General features: G+C 57.5%; 17 protein-coding genes. 11 read left to right on the forward strand and 6 right to left on the reverse strand.

Annotated elements, in window-relative coordinates; all coding sequences use genetic code 11:
- Positions 1-109: 109 nt before the first annotated feature.
- Positions 110-1,453 (forward strand): aminodeoxychorismate synthase component I, encoded by a 1,344-nt coding sequence (pabB, locus tag V6F91_RS01130; protein ID WP_332761714.1) that lies wholly within the window; start codon positions 110-112, stop codon positions 1,451-1,453.
- Positions 1,454-1,539: 86 nt separating this feature from the next.
- On the opposite strand, the gene thrH is transcribed toward pabB, so the two are convergent.
- Positions 1,540-2,157 carry a bifunctional phosphoserine phosphatase/homoserine phosphotransferase ThrH gene (gene thrH, locus V6F91_RS01135; protein WP_332761716.1) on the reverse strand — a complete coding sequence of 206 codons (618 nt, stop codon included), beginning with the start codon at positions 2,155-2,157 and terminating at the stop codon, positions 1,540-1,542.
- Positions 2,158-2,320: 163 nt separating this feature from the next.
- Here thrH and V6F91_RS01140 point away from each other — a divergent pair, with 163 nt between their 5' ends.
- The 3 genes from V6F91_RS01140 to V6F91_RS01150 all read left to right on the forward strand — a co-directional run bounded on the left by V6F91_RS01140 (position 2,321) and on the right by V6F91_RS01150 (position 5,959).
- The gene (locus V6F91_RS01140; protein ID WP_332761719.1) at positions 2,321-3,061 is read left to right on the forward strand and encodes a phosphoadenylyl-sulfate reductase; all 741 of its coding nucleotides are present in this window, start codon (positions 2,321-2,323) and stop codon (positions 3,059-3,061) included.
- Between the two features lie 575 nt (positions 3,062-3,636).
- Positions 3,637-5,175, forward strand: coding sequence for an NCS1 family nucleobase:cation symporter-1 (locus tag V6F91_RS01145; RefSeq protein WP_332761721.1), 1,539 nt, complete (start codon positions 3,637-3,639; stop codon positions 5,173-5,175).
- Positions 5,176-5,230: 55 nt separating this feature from the next.
- Positions 5,231-5,959, forward strand: coding sequence for an aspartate/glutamate racemase family protein (locus tag V6F91_RS01150; RefSeq protein ID WP_090282534.1), 729 nt, complete (start codon positions 5,231-5,233; stop codon positions 5,957-5,959).
- Between the two features lie 105 nt (positions 5,960-6,064).
- Here the strand turns inward: V6F91_RS01150 and V6F91_RS01155 are convergent, their stop codons facing one another.
- Positions 6,065-6,988: a LysR family transcriptional regulator gene (locus V6F91_RS01155; protein ID WP_332761723.1), complete on the reverse strand. Its 924-nt coding sequence runs from the start codon at positions 6,986-6,988 to the stop codon at positions 6,065-6,067.
- 125 nt (positions 6,989-7,113) lie between these two features.
- Here V6F91_RS01155 and V6F91_RS01160 point away from each other — a divergent pair, with 125 nt between their 5' ends.
- Positions 7,114-7,860, forward strand: coding sequence for a 3-oxoacyl-ACP reductase family protein (locus tag V6F91_RS01160; RefSeq protein ID WP_332761725.1), 747 nt, complete (start codon positions 7,114-7,116; stop codon positions 7,858-7,860).
- Positions 7,861-7,932: 72 nt separating this feature from the next.
- Here V6F91_RS01160 and V6F91_RS01165 read toward each other — a convergent pair whose 3' ends face one another.
- Positions 7,933-8,628, reverse strand: a complete 696-nt coding sequence (locus V6F91_RS01165) for an HAD-IA family hydrolase (RefSeq protein ID WP_332761727.1) — start codon at positions 8,626-8,628, stop codon at positions 7,933-7,935.
- 243 nt (positions 8,629-8,871) lie between these two features.
- On the opposite strand from V6F91_RS01165, the gene V6F91_RS01170 reads away from it, so the two are divergent.
- The 6 genes from V6F91_RS01170 to V6F91_RS01190 all read left to right on the forward strand — a co-directional run bounded on the left by V6F91_RS01170 (position 8,872) and on the right by V6F91_RS01190 (position 16,330).
- Positions 8,872-13,728, forward strand: a complete 4,857-nt coding sequence (locus tag V6F91_RS01170; protein ID WP_332761729.1) for an RHS repeat-associated core domain-containing protein — start codon at positions 8,872-8,874, stop codon at positions 13,726-13,728.
- Entirely contained in the window at positions 13,725-14,111 is a 387-nt protein-coding gene (locus tag V6F91_RS01175; RefSeq protein WP_332761730.1) for a hypothetical protein, read from the forward strand. The genes V6F91_RS01170 and V6F91_RS01175 overlap by 4 nt, the downstream gene beginning before the upstream one ends.
- A gap of 135 nt (positions 14,112-14,246) precedes the next feature.
- Positions 14,247-14,441 carry an Imm50 family immunity protein gene (locus tag V6F91_RS27330; RefSeq protein ID WP_423815303.1) on the forward strand — a complete coding sequence of 65 codons (195 nt, stop codon included), beginning with the start codon at positions 14,247-14,249 and terminating at the stop codon, positions 14,439-14,441.
- Positions 14,442-14,818: 377 nt separating this feature from the next.
- Positions 14,819-15,232: a DUF6896 domain-containing protein gene (locus V6F91_RS01180; RefSeq protein ID WP_332761731.1), complete on the forward strand. Its 414-nt coding sequence runs from the start codon at positions 14,819-14,821 to the stop codon at positions 15,230-15,232.
- Positions 15,233-15,416: 184 nt separating this feature from the next.
- Positions 15,417-15,860, forward strand: coding sequence for a DUF6896 domain-containing protein (locus V6F91_RS01185; RefSeq protein WP_332761732.1), 444 nt, complete (start codon positions 15,417-15,419; stop codon positions 15,858-15,860).
- A 95-nt stretch (positions 15,861-15,955) separates the two neighbouring features.
- Positions 15,956-16,330, forward strand: a complete 375-nt coding sequence (locus tag V6F91_RS01190) for a hypothetical protein (protein ID WP_332761733.1) — start codon at positions 15,956-15,958, stop codon at positions 16,328-16,330.
- A 68-nt stretch (positions 16,331-16,398) separates the two neighbouring features.
- Here the strand turns inward: V6F91_RS01190 and V6F91_RS01195 are convergent, their stop codons facing one another.
- From V6F91_RS01195 to V6F91_RS01205, 3 genes are all read right to left on the reverse strand, one after another.
- Positions 16,399-16,557 (reverse strand): hypothetical protein, encoded by a 159-nt coding sequence (locus V6F91_RS01195; RefSeq protein WP_332761734.1) that lies wholly within the window; start codon positions 16,555-16,557, stop codon positions 16,399-16,401.
- A gap of 118 nt (positions 16,558-16,675) precedes the next feature.
- Positions 16,676-17,095 (reverse strand): YMGG-like glycine zipper-containing protein, encoded by a 420-nt coding sequence (locus V6F91_RS01200; RefSeq protein ID WP_332761735.1) that lies wholly within the window; start codon positions 17,093-17,095, stop codon positions 16,676-16,678.
- A gap of 132 nt (positions 17,096-17,227) precedes the next feature.
- Positions 17,228-17,599, reverse strand: coding sequence for a bacteriocin (locus V6F91_RS01205; protein WP_332761736.1), 372 nt, complete (start codon positions 17,597-17,599; stop codon positions 17,228-17,230).
- Positions 17,600-17,865: the final 266 nt, after the last annotated feature.

A 17,865-nucleotide genomic window follows, 5' to 3' on the forward strand; every position in this document is an offset into this window, starting at 1 on the left:
CGCCCCCTTGGGGGAGAGGGCTGGGGTGAGGGGGTGGCTTTTGACTTTGATCTGGCAGCGCAGAGGACTACAATCCCCACCCCGCCTCCACGGCCGATCTGCCCCGCCCATGTTGACCTGCTCCGTACACCCGCTGCCCTATCGCGCCAATCCCGCCGACTACTTCGCGGCCATCCGCAACGCGCCCGGCGCCGTGCTGCTCGACAGTGGTCGGCCAAGTGCCGAACGGGGTCGCTTCGACCTGCTCAGCGCGTGGCCGCTGGAACAATTGGCGGTATTGCCGGATGAAAGCGGTGCGCATTTTCTGCAGCGCCTGCGCGATAACCTTGTCCGTTTGGGCGAAGCTGAGTTGCCAGCGGGTTGCGAGCTGCCATTCGCCGGCGGCCTGATCGGTTACCTGAGCTACGACTTCGGCCGCCATCTGGAAAACTTGCCGAGCCAGGCCCAGGATGACCTGCAACTGCCGGATGCGCGATTTGGCTTGTACGACTGGGCGCTGATCAGCGATCACCAGACCCAAACCAGCCAATTGGTCTTTCATCCATCGCTTGCTGACAGTGAACGGCAGCGCCTGATCGAGTTGTTCACCCAGCCGGTGGTGAGCGCGCTGACCCCGTTCAAACTCAACCAGCCAATGGCCGCCGACCTCTCGGCCGACGATTACCGTCAGGCGTTCGAGCGCATCCAGCAGTACATCCAGGCCGGCGATTGCTATCAGGTCAACTTCGCCCAGCGCTTCCGCGCATCGTGCCAGGGCGATCCATGGCTGGCTTACTGCAAATTGCGCGAAGCTTGCCCGACACCATTTTCCGGTTTCCAGAGCCTGGCCGACGGCGGCGCGGTGCTGAGCCTGTCACCGGAACGTTTCGTCAAAGTCAGCCAGCGCCAGGTCGAAACCCGCCCGATCAAAGGCACTCGCCCTCGCGGTCTGACGCCTGCCGAAGACGCCGCAAACGCCGCCGAACTGCTGGCCAGCCCCAAGGATCGTGCGGAAAACCTGATGATCGTCGACCTGTTGCGCAACGATCTCGGCCGCACCTGTCGCATCGGCTCGGTGCGAGTGCCGGAGTTGTTCAGCCTGGAAAGCTATCCGAATGTGCATCATCTGGTCAGCAGCGTGACCGGAGAACTGGCAGAGGATCGCGACACACTGGATCTGATCGCCGGTAGCTTCCCCGGCGGTTCGATCACTGGCGCACCGAAGATTCGTGCGATGCAGATCATCGACGAACTGGAGCCGACGCGGCGCGGCCTGTATTGCGGGTCATTGCTGTATCTGGACGTGCGCGGCGAGATGGACAGCTCCATTGCCATTCGCAGTCTGTTGGTCAAGGATGGGCAGGTGTGCTGCTGGGGCGGTGGCGGGATCGTCGCGGATTCGGAGTGGCAGGCGGAGTATCAGGAGTCGATCACCAAAGTCCGTATCCTCCTCGATACCCTGCTGAACCTTTAAAAGCATCGCGAGCAGGCTCGCTCCCACATTTGGAATGCATTTCCCCGTGGGAGCGAGCCTGCTCGCGAAAGCGCTTTCCCAGACGACTACAAGCTTAACTCTCTGTTAGAGGCCTTGAGAAATTCCTGCTTCAGCTCGGCAAATGTATGCACCGCCGGAAACTGCGGAAATTCGCGGATCACATTCTCCGGCGCATGAAACAGAATCCCGGCGTCCGCCTCGCCCAGCATGCTCGTGTCGTTGTACGAATCCCCCGCCGCAATCACCCGGTAATACAGGCTCTTGAATGCCAGCACCGACTGGCGCTTGGGATCCTTCTGACGCAACTGATAGCCGGTCACGCGCCCGGTTTCGTCAGCAATCAGACGATGGCAAAGCAGCGTCGGGAAACCCAGCTGGCGCATCAACGGCTGGGAAAATTCATAAAACGTGTCCGACAGAATCACCACCTGAAAGCGCTCGCGCAGCCAGTCGACGAACTCAACCGCGCCGTCCAGCGGCTTGAGCGTGGCGATCACTTCCTGGATGTCCGACAGTTTCAGGCCGTGCTCATCGAGGATGCGCAGACGCTGCTTCATCAGCACGTCGTAGTCGGGAATGTCCCGGGTGGTGGCCTTGAGCGAGTCGATGCCGGTTTTCTCAGCGAACGCGATCCAGATTTCCGGTACCAGTACCCCTTCAAGATCCAGGCAAGCAATTTCCACAAGACACTCCCGTTTGTAGTGATTATCGAGTCGAGCGAGGCCGAACTCTAGCGACTCGACTGTCGGCGCGCAACGCACAGCACGCCCCGAGCCCTGGTGGTTTTTGTTACCATCGGCGCCATATAGAGCGCCCAGCGCCACCGACCTGTAGGAAGCCGCCCTGATGAGCCCAACGTTCGACGTCGTGGAACTCGCCACGACCTATGCCAACAAATCCGCGCAAGACATTCTCAAACTCGCCTTTGCCGAGTTCGGTGATGAACTGTGGATATCTTTCAGCGGCGCCGAGGATGTGGTGCTGGTGGACATGGCCTGGAAGCTCAACAAGAACGTCAAGGTATTCAGTCTGGATACCGGCCGCCTGCACCCGCAAACCTACCGTTTCATTGAGCAAGTGCGCGAGCACTACAAGATCGACATCGAAATCGTCTCGCCGGACCACGCGAAACTTGAACCGTTCGTGAAGGAAAAAGGCCTGTTCAGTTTCTACCGCGACGGCCACGGCGAATGCTGCGGCATTCGCAAAATCGAACCGCTGCGGCGCAAACTTGCCAGCGTCAAGGCCTGGGCTACCGGCCAGCGCCGCGACCAGAGCCCGGGCACCCGCAGTGCCGTGGCGGTACTGGAAATCGACACCGCGTTCTCCACCCCGGAGCGCACCTTGTACAAGTTCAACCCGCTGGCGCAAATGACCAGCGAAGAAATCTGGGGCTACATCCGCATGCTCGAACTGCCCTACAACAGCCTGCACGAACGCGGCTTCATCAGCATCGGCTGCGAACCCTGCACCCGCCCGGTCCTGCCCAACCAGCACGAGCGCGAAGGCCGTTGGTGGTGGGAGGAAGCGACGCAGAAAGAGTGCGGGTTGCATGCGGGGAATATCATCAGCAAGAGCAAGGCGTGATCGCCTGTTGAAATGAATCCCCTGTGGGAGCGAGCCTGCTCGCGAAAGCGTAGTTTCAGTCAACATATTGTTTGCTGTTCCACCGCATTCGCGAGCAGGCTCGCTCCCACACTGATATGTGCCGGCCGCCAATAAATGTGTACACACAAATGTCACCATCGGTGCCATTTATGTGTGCACTTTTCGCTTTCACGCCCTGAAAAGTTACATCCCCACTCCAATCCCCGCCTTCACTGATCAGCGCAAAATCCTCGATAAAAAATAATTACCTGTGCAATCGGTCAGTTTTTACCGACCGGTTTTCAGCCACTTATCGTCCGTCGATAACTTTTCGAAATCAGCACCGCTTCATATAGATCCGCAACTGGCACAGATCTCGCTTTAGTGCATGCATGTTTTGTATACAAAACTGCAAAACATGAATCCACTTTCGATCCGCAAGCCTGAAGCGCCCTATCCCGTACAGGCTGCAGATGCCCCGTAACCAGTGATGTTGTCACTGTCGCGACGAAGATATGTCGAGCCCGCCGGCTCATGCACAGTCATCGCGGCCTGAACATCAGGAGCCTGCCGGAATGCGTACAAGTCTCTCCAATAACATCGCGCTGAATCTGCCCTCCTCCACGCTTGATCAGCCGTTGCCCGACAGCGGACAGGGCGAGCCGCTGCAACTGAGTCCGCGTCTGCACAACAGCGACCTGGCGCCGACCAAGGTCGAAGGCCGGCGCTGGGGCAAATACAGCATCTTCGCGCTGTGGACGAATGACGTGCACAACATCGCCAACTACTCGTTCGCCATCGGCCTGTACGCGCTGGGCCTGGGCGGCTGGCAGATTCTGCTGTCGCTGGGGATCGGCGCGGCGCTGGTGTATTTCTTCATGAACCTGTCCGGTTACATGGGACAGAAAACCGGGGTGCCGTTTCCGGTGATCAGCCGGATCAGTTTCGGCATTCATGGCGCGCAGATTCCTGCGCTGATTCGCGCGGTGATCGCGATCGCCTGGTTCGGCATTCAGACGTATCTGGCGTCGGTGGTATTCCGGGTGCTGCTCACAGCGGTGCATCCCGGCTTCGCCGAATACGATCACAATTCGATCCTTGGCCTGTCGAGTCTGGGCTGGGTGTGTTTCGTGGCGATCTGGCTGGTGCAACTGGCGATTCTTGCCTATGGCATGGAGATGGTGCGTCGATACGAAGCGTTTGCCGGTCCGGTAATTCTGCTGACCGTCGCTGCCCTCGCCGCCTGGATGTACTTCCAGGCCAACGCGACCATCGCCTGGTCGATCCGTGAACCGCTGACCGGTGCCGAGATGTGGCGCAACATTTTTGCCGGCGGCGCGTTGTGGCTGGCGATCTACGGCACGTTGATTCTGAATTTTTGTGATTTCGCTCGCTCTTCACCGTGCCGAAAGACCATCAAGGTGGGAAATTTCTGGGGTTTGCCGGTGAATATTCTGCTGTTCGCCGCGATTACCGTGCTGCTCTGTGGCGCGCAATTTCAGATCAACGGGCGGATCATCGAAAGTCCGACCGAAATCATCGCCTCAATTCCCAATACCTTCTTCCTGGTGCTCGGTTGCCTGGCATTCCTGATCGTCACCGTGGCGGTGAACATCATGGCCAACTTCGTCGCGCCGGCCTTCGTGCTGAGCAACCTGGCGCCGAAATACCTGACCTTCCGCCGCGCCGGGTTGATCAGCGCGACCATCGCGGTGCTGATCCTGCCGTGGAATCTCTACAACAGCCCGCTGGTGATCGTGTATTTCCTCTCCGGCCTGGGCGCCCTGCTCGGCCCGTTGTACGGGGTGATCATGGTCGACTACTGGCTGATCCGCAAAGGCCGGATCAACGTGCCGCAGCTCTACAGCGAAGCAGCCGATGGCGCTTATTACTACAGCCGTGGCGTCAATTTCCGTGCCGTGGCGGCGTTCATTCCTGCGGCGCTGATCGCCATCGTCCTGGCGCTGGTGCCGGGTTTCCACAGCGTCTCGCCGTTTTCCTGGCTGATCGGCGCCGGGATCGCCGGAATGCTTTATCTGATCATCGCCAAACGCCAAGCGCACTACGCCGACGTCAGTGGCGAGTCCATTGCCGTCGACAACGTCTGCCATTAATCCCTTCGCGGCCCGGTTTCCGGGCCGCACTACTGCCCGCAATAAGGATGTCCCCATGCGTATTCTCGTGGTCAACGTCAACACCACCGAATCCATCACCGAAGCCATCGCCCGCTCGGCCCAGGCTGTCGCAGCACCCGGCACGGAAATAGTCGGCTTGACCCCGCATTTTGGCGCCGATTCGATTGAAGGCAACTTCGAAAGCTACCTCGCCGCCATCGCCGTGATGGACCGGGTAATGTCCTACGACCAGCCGTTCGACGCGGTGATTCAGGCCGGCTACGGCGAACACGGCCGCGAAGGCTTGCAGGAATTGCTTAACGTGCCGGTGGTGGACATCACTGATGCGGCAGCAAGTACGGCGATGTTTCTCGGCCACGCTTACTCGGTAGTAACCACGCTTGATCGCACCGTCCCGCTGATCGAGGATCGCCTGAAACTGTCCGGTCTGTGGGACCGCTGCGCGTCGGTAAGGGCCAGTGGCCTGGCCGTGCTGGAGCTGGAACACGAACCGCAGCGTGCGCTGGAAGCGATCGTGCATCAGGCCGAATTGGCGGTGACCCAGGATAAGGCTGAGGTGATCTGTCTGGGTTGCGGCGGCATGGCCGGGCTCGATGAGCAGATTCGCCGGCGGACCGGGGTGCCGGTGGTGGATGGCGTGACGGCGGCAGTGACGATTGCCGAAGCGTTGGTGCGCTTGCGTTTGTCGACGTCGAAAGTGCGGACTTACGCGACGCCGCGGCCGAAGAACATTGTGGGCTGGCCGGGGCGGTTTGCTCGATAGACCGCGTTATCGTTCATCGCGAGCAGGCTCACTCCTACATTTGCAATGCATTCCCTGTGGGAGTGAGCCTGCTCGCGAAAGGAACAACTCGGTCAAAAGCCATGCTCAGATGGCACTGAACTGCCGCGCCAACCCCCGCTCGGCAAACTGCTCAATCACAAAGTCGACAAACGCCCGGGTCTTGCCCGGCAACAATTTATGCTCGGCGTAGTAAATCGAAATATTGCCATCGTCGACACACCAGTCCGGCAGCACCCGCTGTAACGTCCCCGCCTGGAGATACCCGACCGCAAACGGCATGCTCACCAACGCAATGCCCAACCCTTGCATTGCCGTTGCACACGCCGCTTCGGAATCACTCATGGTCATCCGCGCCTGCAGCGTCAGCGGACTGTGTTGCCGGTCGCGGTGGGTCAGTTGCCAGGAACGCACCCGCCCGGTTTGCGGCGAGCGAATCAGGATACCGTCGTGCTGTTTGAGGTCGTCCGGCTGAGTGATCGCCGGGTGCGCCGATAGATAGTCGTGCGACGCGACGAGCACCCGATGAGCCGGGGTCAGTTTGCGTGCGACCACGCCTTGAGGCAGTTCGAAACCACCGCCAATTGCCGCATCGAAGCCCTGGCCGATCAGATCGACCTGACGATTATCGAAATGCCAGTCCGGGTTGATCGCCGGAAAACGCCGTAAAAACTCACCGAGCAGTGGCACGATATACAGGCGCCCGAACACCGTGCCCATGCTGACTTTCAACGTTCCGGCCGGCTGCCCTCCGGCGCTGGCCAGGTTGGCCACAGCATTCTGGATCGTGTTCAGGCTGGCGCTGACTTCGCTCAAAAACAGTTGCCCGGCCTCGGTCAGCGTCAGGCTGCGTGTACTACGCTGGAACAGCCGCACGCCGAGCCGCGCCTCCAGCTTCGCCACGCTCTTGCCGACTGCCGCCGGAGTCAGGCTCAAGCGCCGTGCGGCTTCGGCAAAGCTGCCAACCTCGGCACTGCGCACGAAGCATTCGATACTGCTGAACGTTTCCATGATCACCACTATAAACTTCTGGTTTACACAGACTATAGCAATCAGGGTCTACACGGTGGTCGATGCGACGCCGATACTCGGCACCAACACCAAGGCATCCCGCCTTGAACATTTGGAGATCGAACATGACCACTCAACACCTCAGCGGCAAAGTCGCTCTGATTCAAGGCGGTTCGCGCGGCATCGGCGCTGCCATCGTCAACCGCCTGGCCGCTGAAGGCGCGGCCGTTGCCTTTACTTACGTCAGCTCCGCCGCCAAGGCCGAAGAACTGCAGAACAGCATCACCGCCAACGGCGGCAAAGCCTTGGCGATCAAGGCCGACAGCGCCGATGCCGCCGCCATTCGCGACGCCGTCAGCGCCACCGTCGAAGCCTTTGGCCGCCTCGACATTCTGGTCAACAACGCCGGCGTGCTGGCCATTGCTCCACTGGAAGACTTCAGTCTGGAAGATTTCGACCGGACGCTGGCCATCAACGTGCGCAGCGTGTTCATCGCCTCGCAGGAAGCAGCGAAGCACATGGGCGAAGGCGCGCGGATCATCAACATCGGCAGCACCAACGCCGACCGCATGCCCTTCGGCGGCGGCGGTGTGTATGCCATGAGCAAATCGGCGCTGGTCGGCCTGACCAAAGGTCTGGCCCGCGACCTCGGCCCGCGCGGCATCACCATCAACAACGTACAACCGGGCCCGGTCGACACCGACATGAACCCGGCGCACGGCGACTTCGCCGAGAGCCTGATCCCGTTGATGGCCGTTGGTCGCTACGGCACCGCCGCTGAAATCGCCGGTTTCGTCGCTTATCTGGCAGGCCCGGAAGCCGGTTACATCACCGGTGCCAGCCTGACCATCGACGGTGGTTTCGGCGCCTGATCGTACTGAGTTGGCTGACAGTAAAACGCCGCCGCTCCTTTTATAGAGCGGCGGCGATTTTATTTCAGATGTTCAGGCCCATTCCAGCATCGGCAAACCGAAGGCGCTGGGGGTGAAGCCTTTCAAGGTACGAAGAATGCCGTCGGCATGTGCGTACTTTTCATCGGGCATCGCGGCATCGGGGATCGCGATGGCGGTCATCCCGGCGGCTTTCGCGGCGGTCACACCGAATGGCGAATCCTCGAAGACCAGACAATCCTGTGGCGCGACGCCCAGACGTCGGGCGGCGGTGAGGAAGATATCCGGTGCCGGTTTCGCTGCGCCGACTTCCGGATCATCAGCGGTGACAATGAAATCGAACAGCGCGAACCAGTCACGGTGCAGCGTGGTTTTGTGGCCGAACGACTGACGCGAGGAACTGGTGCCCACGGCGATCGGAATGTTGTGCGCCTTGAGGTGACGGACCAACTCCTCTGCCCCCGGCATCGCTTGCGCCTTGGGGAAACGCTCGCGCATCAAGGGCTCGCGGATCTGCAGAAACTCTTCGGCGGTGATCGGCAGGTCCAGCGCCTGCACCACGTAGTTCGCCAGGTCGCTGGCGCCACGGCCGATGATGTTCTGTTTGATGCTCCAGTCAAAAATGCGCCCGTAGCGGCCTACTATCAGCGAAGTGACTTCGGTGTAGATGCCCTCGGTGTCCAGCAGCAAACCGTCCATATCGAAAATCACGGCCTTGATCGGGCCCAACGCGTTCAGCGGTGCATTCATCTCGGATCCGTTATCAATGACATCCCAGCCGGCAAACAGGCCGTTGCTCGGATCGGATTAAAGGGTTCAGCAGCATAGCGAGCCCGACAGACATTGAGCAACGGCCAATGTCCGCGAGGCGCTGAAACACTCGCGAAAAATTAGCGAAACATCCTACAGACACTGCCTACTTCCCCGACTTCTTTCTCTGTTGATCACCCGCAAAGTCCTCGCACCTTTTTTGATGTGCGCGAGCGACTGCGAATGTTTGAACCTGATCGGCTCTTGGACCTGAACAACAGCATCGGTTTGCTGGTGGTGGCCGCGCTGAATCCCGAGCAACCGGATTTCGAAGCCCTGATCGGCGAATTCCGCCTCTGCCTGAACAATTACGACGCCTGGGCCGAGCAGTTCTGGACCGGCACCGCGCTCGACATCGAGCAGGTGTTTACCGTCGGCAACGACGTGCGCCTCAGTGCGCCGATCACCTCGCGTGAGCCGCTGAGCTCATCGGTGGTCATGTGTTCGGCCAGCGGGTCTTTGACCTTGGTGCACCTGTTCGAAGCCGCGCGTTTTGTACCGATCGGCAATACACCGGTGACGCTTGAACCGCTGCTCGGCGAAGTCGATGGCGTCCCGACGTTCGGCGAACCGCTGCGCTACACCATCGGCCCCAGCGGCATTCTGCAAGTGACCGACTGCGAACGGGGCCAGCGTTATCGCATCACCTTCTTTCCCGATGTTTCCACTGCCCATGTGAAGGCGCTGTATGCCTCTTATGAAGGGCTTATCGCCGAATTGGAAGGCTGGCTGAGCGGCGAGTGGGCGGGGTTTCAGCCGCAGTGGGCGGAGTTTTCCAGCGCCGGTTTTCTTGAGCGTTATGGGCAGTTGCAACGGGCCGACTGGCGCGGTTTCGAGAATGCGCTCAACGGTGTTTGGGACGACGTCAAACAGGTCTTCGCCCTCCTCGCCGACTTGCAGCTCAACAGCGAAAAACTTCTCGATTTTTTGAGCGATGTCGAACTCGACGCACTGCTCGCGGCTTCCAGCGAGGCCATCGCCAACGCGCTGTTGATGCTCAGCGACGAGCCGCTGCTGTTCATTCATCTGGCCGCGTTTACCAGTTGGCTGAAGATGCTGCCGCCGCAGTACCTCGCCGAAGTGGTGGCCGAGGTGCGGGTCGAACTGCTGGTCAGTTTTCTGTTGATGCGCGTGGCGGGCGGTGCCGGCGTGTCGCTGCGTTTGAGCGGCAAGGTGCTGGACAAGATCAAATCGCCACGAGCGCGGCAATGGCTGGCGGCCTCGGCACTGCGTCTGGCGGAGCTGACGTCGACGACGCCGGAACTGAACAAGCACGCCAACGCGTTGAAACCGTTGATGCTGCATGCGCGTGACGTGGCGCTGAAACCCACACCTTCCATCCCGCTGAACATTCGTCAGGCCGATTCGATGGTACTGACGGTGCCGAATCCGGCGCCGCTGACGCGGGCCAAGACTGGCGGCTCGACGCGGATGGAGCGCCACGAGCCTCACGACGACGCTGCCGATCAAGCGAAAAACCCCAACGGCGACAGCGCCGATTGCGTGCCGCTGACCTGCACCAATGGTTGCCCGGTGTCGATGGTTACCGGTGAGGAACTGCTGACCCTGACTGATGCGGTGCTGGATGGTGTGCTGCCGTTTGAATTCAGCCGTTTGTATCGCTCGAGCGCGGTCGAGATCGATATCGGCCTGGGGTTTGGCTGGAGCCATTCGCTGGCGCATCGGCTGGAGTTTGAGGGTGAGTTTGTTGTCTGGGTTGACCATGAAAACCGTCGTACACGGTTTCCGTTGCCGAATGCGACCCGGCCGGCGATTCACAACAGTCTGTCGCGGGCGGCGATTTTTCTGGGGGATGAGCCGGAAGAGCTGATTCTGGCGCTGGCCGGCGAGGCGGCGCGTTTTTATCACTTTCGCGCCGGGCGGCTGACGGCGATCAGTGATGTGTATGGCAATCGCCTGTGTGTTGTCCGAGATCGTCACGACCGTATTAGCCGTTTAGAAAACGGTGCCGGTCGGGCTTTGTCGCTGCGTTATGACCGCGCACAGCTGGTTGGCGTGGATTATCAGGTGTTTCGTGAGGGCACCTGGTACACCGAACAGACCCTGGTCAGCTACCGCTTCGACGCTTATCAAAATCTGATCGAAGCCACCAACGCGGTCGGCGACAGCGAGCGTTACGACTACGACGACGCTCACGTCATCCTGCAGCGTCAACTGGCCGGTGGCGCGAGCTTCTTCTGGGAATGGGAACGCGCAGGCAAAGCGGCGCGCTGTGTCCGGCACTGGGCCTCGTTCTCGCAGATGGACACCCGCTACGTCTGGAACGATGACGGCAGTGTCGCGGTGCAATACGTCGATGGCACCGAAGAAACCTACGTCCACGATGACCGTGCGCGGCTGGTGCGCAAGGTCGAGGCGGATGGCGGCGAACACCTCAAGGCCTATGACGCTGCCGGCCGCTTGATCGCCGAGCAGGACCCGCTGGGCGCCGTCACCGAATACCGCTACGACGAAGTCGGACGGCTGATCGCGCTGATTCCGCCGGACGACGCGCCAACGTCCTACGAGTATCGCAACGGTTTTCTCTACAAACGTTGCCGAGGCGATGCGGTGTGGACCTACCGGCGCAACGCCGAGGGCGATGTCACCGAAGCGGTCGATCCCGACGGTCAGGTCACTCATTACTACTACAACGTGCGCGGGCAACTGCTGTCGATCCGCTACCCGGACAGCAGCCGCCATAAGCTGGTGTGGAATCCGCTCGGCCAGTTGACCGAAGAAACCCTGCCCGATGGCGGTGTGCGACGCTTTTCCTACGACGCGTTGGGGCGGCGGACGACCACCGCCGACGAACACGGCGCCATCACCCGCCAGCAATGGGACGCCGTTGGCCGACTGATCCAGACAACTTTTCCTACCGGCAGCAGCCGAGCCTACAGCTACGGCGCCTACGGCCAGGTCACCGCCGAACGCGACGAACTCGGGCGTATCACCCGTTACGAGTACGACGATGACCTGCATCTGGTCTCGCGGCGGATCAACCCCGACGGCACGCAGGTGCAGTACCGCTATGACCATGCACAGCTGCTGCTCACCGAGATCGAAAACGAGTCCGGGGAAAAATACCGGCTGGACTACACGCCGAGTGGATTGATCCGACAGGAAACCGGCTTCGACGGGCGGCGCACGGCGTATGTCTATGACCTCAATGGGCATCTGCTGGAGAAGACCGAGTTTGGTGATGACGGCTCGCAGCTAGTCACCGCCTATAAGCGCGATGCGGCGGGCCGCCTACTGATAAAGACCCTTCCCGATGGCATCAAGGTTGAATATTCCTACGACCGTCTCGGCCGTCTGATCGCCGTCGATGACGGTAACAACCACCCGCTGGCCTTTGAATACGACCGCCAGGATCGGCTGATCACCGAGCACCAGGGCTGGGGCACCCTGCGTTACGCCTATGACGCCTGCGGTCAGCTCAAGCGCCTGCGCCTGCCGGACAACAGCAAGCTCGACTATCACTACGCCAAAGGCGGCGCGCTGACCGCGATCGACCTAAACGGCACGCCGTTGACCCGGCACGTCTACCAGTTCGGCCGCGAAGTGCAGCGCCAGCAAGGCCTGCTACTCAGCGAATATGCCTACGACGAACAGGGCCGATTGCTCGCCCACGCCGTAGGCCATCAGCGCGATTCGGTCTACCGCCGCGATTATGCCTACAGCGCCAACGGCAATCTCGCCCACATCGCCGACAGCCGCCACGGCCAGCGCACCTACGGCTACGACGCCCTCGACCGGCTGATCCGCGTCCGCCACTCACGCGATGAACTGCCGGAATCCTTCGCCCACGACCCGGCCGGCAACCTGCTCATGCAGGACCGCCCCGGCCCGAGCCAGGTCAAAGGCAACCGCCTGCTGATGCAAGGCGACCGGCATTACGACTACGACGCCTTCGGCAACCTGATCCGCGAACGCCGCGGCAAAGCCCAAACACTCGTTACCGAATACCGCTACGACAGCCAGCACCGCCTGATCGGCCTGACCCGCCCCGACGGCCAAACCGCCACTTACCAATACGACGCCTTCGGCCGCCGCATCCGCAAAACCGTCGACGGCGCCAGCACGGAATTTTTCTGGCAAGGCGACCAGATCGTCGCTGAAAGCAGCCAGAACGAATACCGCAGTTACGTCTACGAACCCGGCACCTTCCGCCCGCTGGCACTGCTCGACGGCAAAGGCCCGAAAAAAACCTGCCCGTTCTACTACCAACTCGACCACCTCGGCACCCCGCAGGAACTGACCGACTACGGCGGCGACATCGTCTGGTCCGCGCAATACGACGCCTACGGCAAAACCGCCGCACTGACCCTGGCTGGCGACGATTACCTGAACCAGCCGCTGCGTTTTCAGGGGCAGTATTTCGATGCTGAAAGCGGCCTGCATTACAACCGCCACCGGTATTACGACCCGCGGCTGGGGCGGTACCTGACCCCGGACCCGATCAAGTTGGCCGGTGGGTTGAATCAGTACCAGTACGTGCCGAATCCGACGGGGTGGGTGGATCCGTTGGGACTGAACTCCAACTGCCCGCCGCCGAATAAACCTGGGTGTGAGGTGCCCGGGGGGAGTGATGGGGTTAAGGTTGATGAGGGGGAGCCTGATGCACCAGCGCCTAAGAAAAAGCAGGAATATCTGTACCGAGGAGACTCAAGAGACCCGTCCGATGTTTTTGTGAACGGATTCAAAAGCAAGGGAGACAGCGAGGACTTATTCCTCCACTCCATTGATAGCGATTTTCCTCCAAGCGGCTTTATCAGCACCTCCCCCTCTAGAGACGTGGGAAAAGAGTTTGCTACCAGCTTTTTTACAAAAACCGGGTTTCTTTATACTTTGAAGAGAGTCGAGGGTTATGATTTGAAGCAAGAATTAGGAAACCGGTACAAATTTTCCCGAGAACAGGAATTCGCCGTTCCAAAAGTTATCAAAAATGAAGATATTCTAGGCGCCACGATAATTATTGATGATGGGCGTGACTTTGGTTACTCCATCCCGAATCCATATAGGAAAATTGACAAATGATTTCGGAGTTCAAAATTATCGTAGAAAAAGAACATGCAATCAAAAATGTAGTTCTGATTTGCGACAGCGAGGAAATGAGCATAACTCTAAGCTTGGACGGATCATCGCCCAAAAAATACACGGGCAAAAATTTTTATCACTGTTTCGGCTTAATCCGCAAGGACAACCCTCTAGTAACTTTCTTTTGTAAAGGTTCAAAGTTAAATGTTCACCCCTCGAGCTTATCATCACAAATGTCTCTCGGCTTAAAAGCTTATGAATTGACAAATGGAGCAGAACCATCACTGAAAGACGTGGTATCGATATTTGACTACGAAAATGAAAACCTAACAAACTCACCTGAACTACAGAGAGAATTCTTCTTACAGTGGATAGGGACTTAGGGGCGAAAGATATACTTTTGACGACAGAATGGACAAATGGCGCCCATGTAAATTTAAGAAAGACGCAAGCCGAGCCTTAACCAACTCTACCTAACGACGTTTTCTAGAAATTGATCGGCAGGATAAAAAAAGCACATGAATTACTGGAATGAGATACATGGTAGCAAACTCCTCAATATGATCTTCAGCCGAAATGTACCTATCGGAGAGATTAAGCTCTTCACTCTAAGCACAGACAATAATCTTTCAACAATGACTCTGGCATTTGACATCAGCGAAATTCCAGACACACCTCCGAGGAAGTGGGTATTCATAGAATACAATGCTTGACGCACAGGGATAACGTGCAGAGAAGTTACAAGCTTGACGACATCCAATCTCCCACGCGAGAAAAATTTCAATTACCCATTCAAACTATTGAGAGCGGGCACTTAGTTTGCATTGCATCAGAGGCTTCCGAGATAAAACTCATTACATCATCGTTGAGATTAAGAGAACCTAGCGTCTATTTAAGACATTCATCTGTCTAAACATCACGCATTTAACATTCCACGCGCAGCGCTTGCAAGACCAAGAGCAATATTACCAAGGCTAAAAACTATTATCACCCCCAGAGAGCACGAAGCATTGTTTAAACAAAAAATGCAATCCAGCTAGCTAGCGAGTCAAATCATTGGACTAGATATTTTTTAAACTCGGAGAAAAGAATGAGTGAACAAAATGAAACTTTGGATACCCTGATACATGACTTTATTTCTATGGTAGAGACAAGCACGCTGATACTTGAAAAAAAATTTGGCACTCGAGACATTCGAAGGCTTTGGCATACCAAGGCGATAAAGCGTCGCGGGAGAGTCACTCGAGGCGTTAAATATGAATTGCACGGCATTGGCTGCCGTATCAATCTATCGACAGGAACCGTAGATTTCGACTATGGACCTAATGGTGAAATCAATGGATTTGACATTTGGCGTTTATACATTTTTGCCTGTGAAAGACCATCTAAATATAGAAAATATTGCGACAGAGAAACAATCAAAAAAGAATTCGCCGAACACATAGCTCAAAAAAAGATTAAGAAAATCTCCTTCGTTAGCAACTTATATATATTGGCCTCCTAAAAAAATAACAAAATAAAACACATATAATCATGCCGACTTCCGCATCTGCCCGTGAGACAAACACCAAAATTCGCAACATAAAAATCATTAGAAATATTGGGAAAACTATTTTTGAGACAAGAGCGAATGAAACATGTCACCCAAAAAGACTCGATACCGATCGACTGGATAATTATAAAAGACCATGAGTAACAATAATGATAAGTCTTTAGAAGTTTTGATCAAAGACTTCCTCAGCAAAGTTGAAGAAGGAACAACGCTTCTACAGAAAAAATTTGGTACAAAAAACATTCTTAGACTCTGGCGAAGTGGCCAAATAGAGCGGTGTGGGGGAATTAACGATAGCGTTGAGTATGAGTTGCACGGTGTAGGCTGTGCCATCCACTTTCCCACAGAGTTAGTAGATTTCGATTACGGTCCAAACAACAGGATCGACGGCTTTGACGTGTGGCGTCTTTATATGTACGCCACCGACAGGCCTGAAGAGTACAAAAAATACACTGACAGAAACTTTCTTGAGAGTGAGTTCAAGTATTATATAGCTTCAGGCAGAATCGAAAAAATGTCGCCCGCTGATGACCTCTATGTATTAATCGCCCCGCCTGAAAACTCTGAAAACGAGATTTAAGCACTTGCTGAGTCTGGCGTTTATGCCAAAGTTCAACTCTTAAAAACCTCACTGATCATCTCATCCTCTGAAAGAAAGAACAGCATGGCTCGCAGATGACTAAGAAATATCCCGCGCATATTGTCGAAATCGACCCAATCATTGAGGAAATGCTACTGCTCAGCGTCAACGGTGTGACTGTGAGATGTTTCGCAGGCCACTGCCCGTCAGTCATCGAAATAGGTGAGACCTACCCAGCCGAGTTCGAAATGGTGTTGCCGGCCGAAATAGAAATCTCAAAATGTGATGGCAGCGAAACACGTGTCGAGATGCTCGACGATGGTTTCTCATGCGAGATCCACGGGCGCTTAGAAGGCGACACGCTCAAGTCGTTCGTCGAATTTGTGGATCAAGATATCCACTTCGATTTTCCGCACCTCAATGGTCAGTATGTAAAAATCAGAGCACAAAGAATCGACGTCTCGTTCTGAGGAGCAGATTTTTTGTAGGGCCTGCTGAGTCAGGCCCTTAAACCATCATTCACACCCTCAACATCCCCTCACTGCTCATCCCCATCCTCCTCATACTCCATATCCGCCTCATCCAACGGCACCGTCGCATCATCCATCAATGACCCCGGATCCTCATTCCCCGGATCATTGATAAACGGCTGTCCATTCGGGCCCTTCTCTTCTTTGCCTTCAGTTTCAGGAGTCATGGCGAACCTCTTGATCGCGTGGGATGTATGACGTTCGAAAAGCCCTGCCGCCAATCGTTCCTCTTTCCAACTGCCAGACACGAAAAACCCGGCGCCGGGCCGGGTTTGCGTTGATCAATCAGCGATGTTTATTTTTGTGTTTGTTCTTGTGCTTGTGGCCGCCGGAATGAGATCCACCGTCGTCGTCGCCAAGGTTGTTACCGACCGCACCGCCCGCTGCGCCGCCTAAACCGGCGCCAATAGCAGAGCCGGTAGAACCGCCGAGGCTGTTGCCGACGACCGAGCCGCCTGCGGCGCCGAGACCGCCACCAATCGCGGCTTCGGTGCGATTGCGTTTGTTCGCACCGACGGCACTGCCGGCAGCACCGCCGACACCCGCGCCGACCGCTGCGCCCGTGCTGCCGCCTAGTTGCCCGCCAACCACATTACCCAGCACCCCGCCGAGACCACCGCCCACGGCAGCGCTGCCGTCTCCGGCCGCCATCGCGCCCTGCGCCACGAACAAACCGAAAAACAGTGCAGACAATGACAATCGCATTTGAACCTCGCAGTTCCCGAATCGGGACGTTCCGCCCAAGCGGGGCGTATGCCAATTGGAGATGATTTCTGGCGAAACGTTCAGCCATGAAAAAGCCCGACATCAAATCGGGCTTCTTCTGACCAGCCAGGCTCAGTGGCGCTTGTGACCTTTGCCCAGGTTGCTGCCCACCGCGCCGCCGGCCGCACCACCCAGACCTGCGCCGATGGTGGCGCCGTTCCGGCCGCCCAGGCTATTGCCGATCACCGAACCACCGGCTGCACCGACACCGCCGCCGATCGCCGCTTTGGTGCGGCTACCCTTGCGTGCGGCGACTGCGCTGCCCGCTGCGCCCGCGACGCCAGCGCCGATTACGGCACTTGTGCTGCCGCCCATTTTCTGACCGACCACGTTACCCAGCGCGCCACCCAGGCCACCGCCCAGCGCAGCGGTGCCGTCGCCGGCAGCCATTGCACCTTGAGCAACCAGAAGGCCAAGAACCAGAGCAGGCAGTGTTAAACGCATGACAAAAACCTCAAATAAACGGGATGAACAACAAGGGGCGGGATTTAATGCGCTCGGCGCGGGAAAGTCCAGACGCACGCGACAGCGTCGATTGGACCGCGATCAGAGAAAAGGTTTTATGACAGACAAAAAAAAGCCCGCTGGGGAGACGGGCTGGAGACTTGCTTTCTAACGGATGGCTTCACCCTACGTTGACCAACGTGAAAAGTTTGTGAAAAAAATCCGACATTAATGTCAACGCCGTGCCCACATTCCTGCGCTCGTAA

The sequence above is a fragment of the Pseudomonas koreensis genome (assembly GCF_036668835.1).
GTDB classification, from domain to species: Bacteria; Pseudomonadota; Gammaproteobacteria; order Pseudomonadales; family Pseudomonadaceae; genus Aquipseudomonas; species Aquipseudomonas koreensis_I.

Bases quoted from the DNA above. Each gene is read 5' to 3' on its own strand.
- V6F91_RS01165 (WP_332761727.1), bottom strand. From the start codon at position 8,628: ATGAATGCACCGCTGAACGCGTTGGGCCCGATCAAGGCCGTGATTTTC.
- V6F91_RS01185 (WP_332761732.1), top strand. From the start codon at position 15,417: ATGAGTAACAATAATGATAAGTCTTTAGAAGTTTTGATCAAAGACTTC.
- V6F91_RS01180 (WP_332761731.1), top strand. From the start codon at position 14,819: ATGAGTGAACAAAATGAAACTTTGGATACCCTGATACATGACTTTATT.
- V6F91_RS01200 (WP_332761735.1), bottom strand. From the start codon at position 17,095: ATGCGATTGTCATTGTCTGCACTGTTTTTCGGTTTGTTCGTGGCGCAG.
- V6F91_RS01155 (WP_332761723.1), bottom strand. From the start codon at position 6,988: ATGGAAACGTTCAGCAGTATCGAATGCTTCGTGCGCAGTGCCGAGGTT.
- V6F91_RS01195 (WP_332761734.1), bottom strand. From the start codon at position 16,557: ATGACTCCTGAAACTGAAGGCAAAGAAGAGAAGGGCCCGAATGGACAG.
- V6F91_RS27330 (WP_423815303.1), top strand. From the start codon at position 14,247: ATGAATTACTGGAATGAGATACATGGTAGCAAACTCCTCAATATGATC.
- V6F91_RS01190 (WP_332761733.1), top strand. From the start codon at position 15,956: ATGACTAAGAAATATCCCGCGCATATTGTCGAAATCGACCCAATCATT.
- V6F91_RS01205 (WP_332761736.1), bottom strand. From the start codon at position 17,599: ATGCGTTTAACACTGCCTGCTCTGGTTCTTGGCCTTCTGGTTGCTCAA.
- V6F91_RS01145 (WP_332761721.1), top strand. From the start codon at position 3,637: ATGCGTACAAGTCTCTCCAATAACATCGCGCTGAATCTGCCCTCCTCC.
- V6F91_RS01140 (WP_332761719.1), top strand. From the start codon at position 2,321: ATGAGCCCAACGTTCGACGTCGTGGAACTCGCCACGACCTATGCCAAC.
- V6F91_RS01150 (WP_090282534.1), top strand. From the start codon at position 5,231: ATGCGTATTCTCGTGGTCAACGTCAACACCACCGAATCCATCACCGAA.
- V6F91_RS01175 (WP_332761730.1), top strand. From the start codon at position 13,725: ATGATTTCGGAGTTCAAAATTATCGTAGAAAAAGAACATGCAATCAAA.
- V6F91_RS01160 (WP_332761725.1), top strand. From the start codon at position 7,114: ATGACCACTCAACACCTCAGCGGCAAAGTCGCTCTGATTCAAGGCGGT.
- pabB (WP_332761714.1), top strand. From the start codon at position 110: ATGTTGACCTGCTCCGTACACCCGCTGCCCTATCGCGCCAATCCCGCC.
- V6F91_RS01170 (WP_332761729.1), top strand. From the start codon at position 8,872: ATGTTTGAACCTGATCGGCTCTTGGACCTGAACAACAGCATCGGTTTG.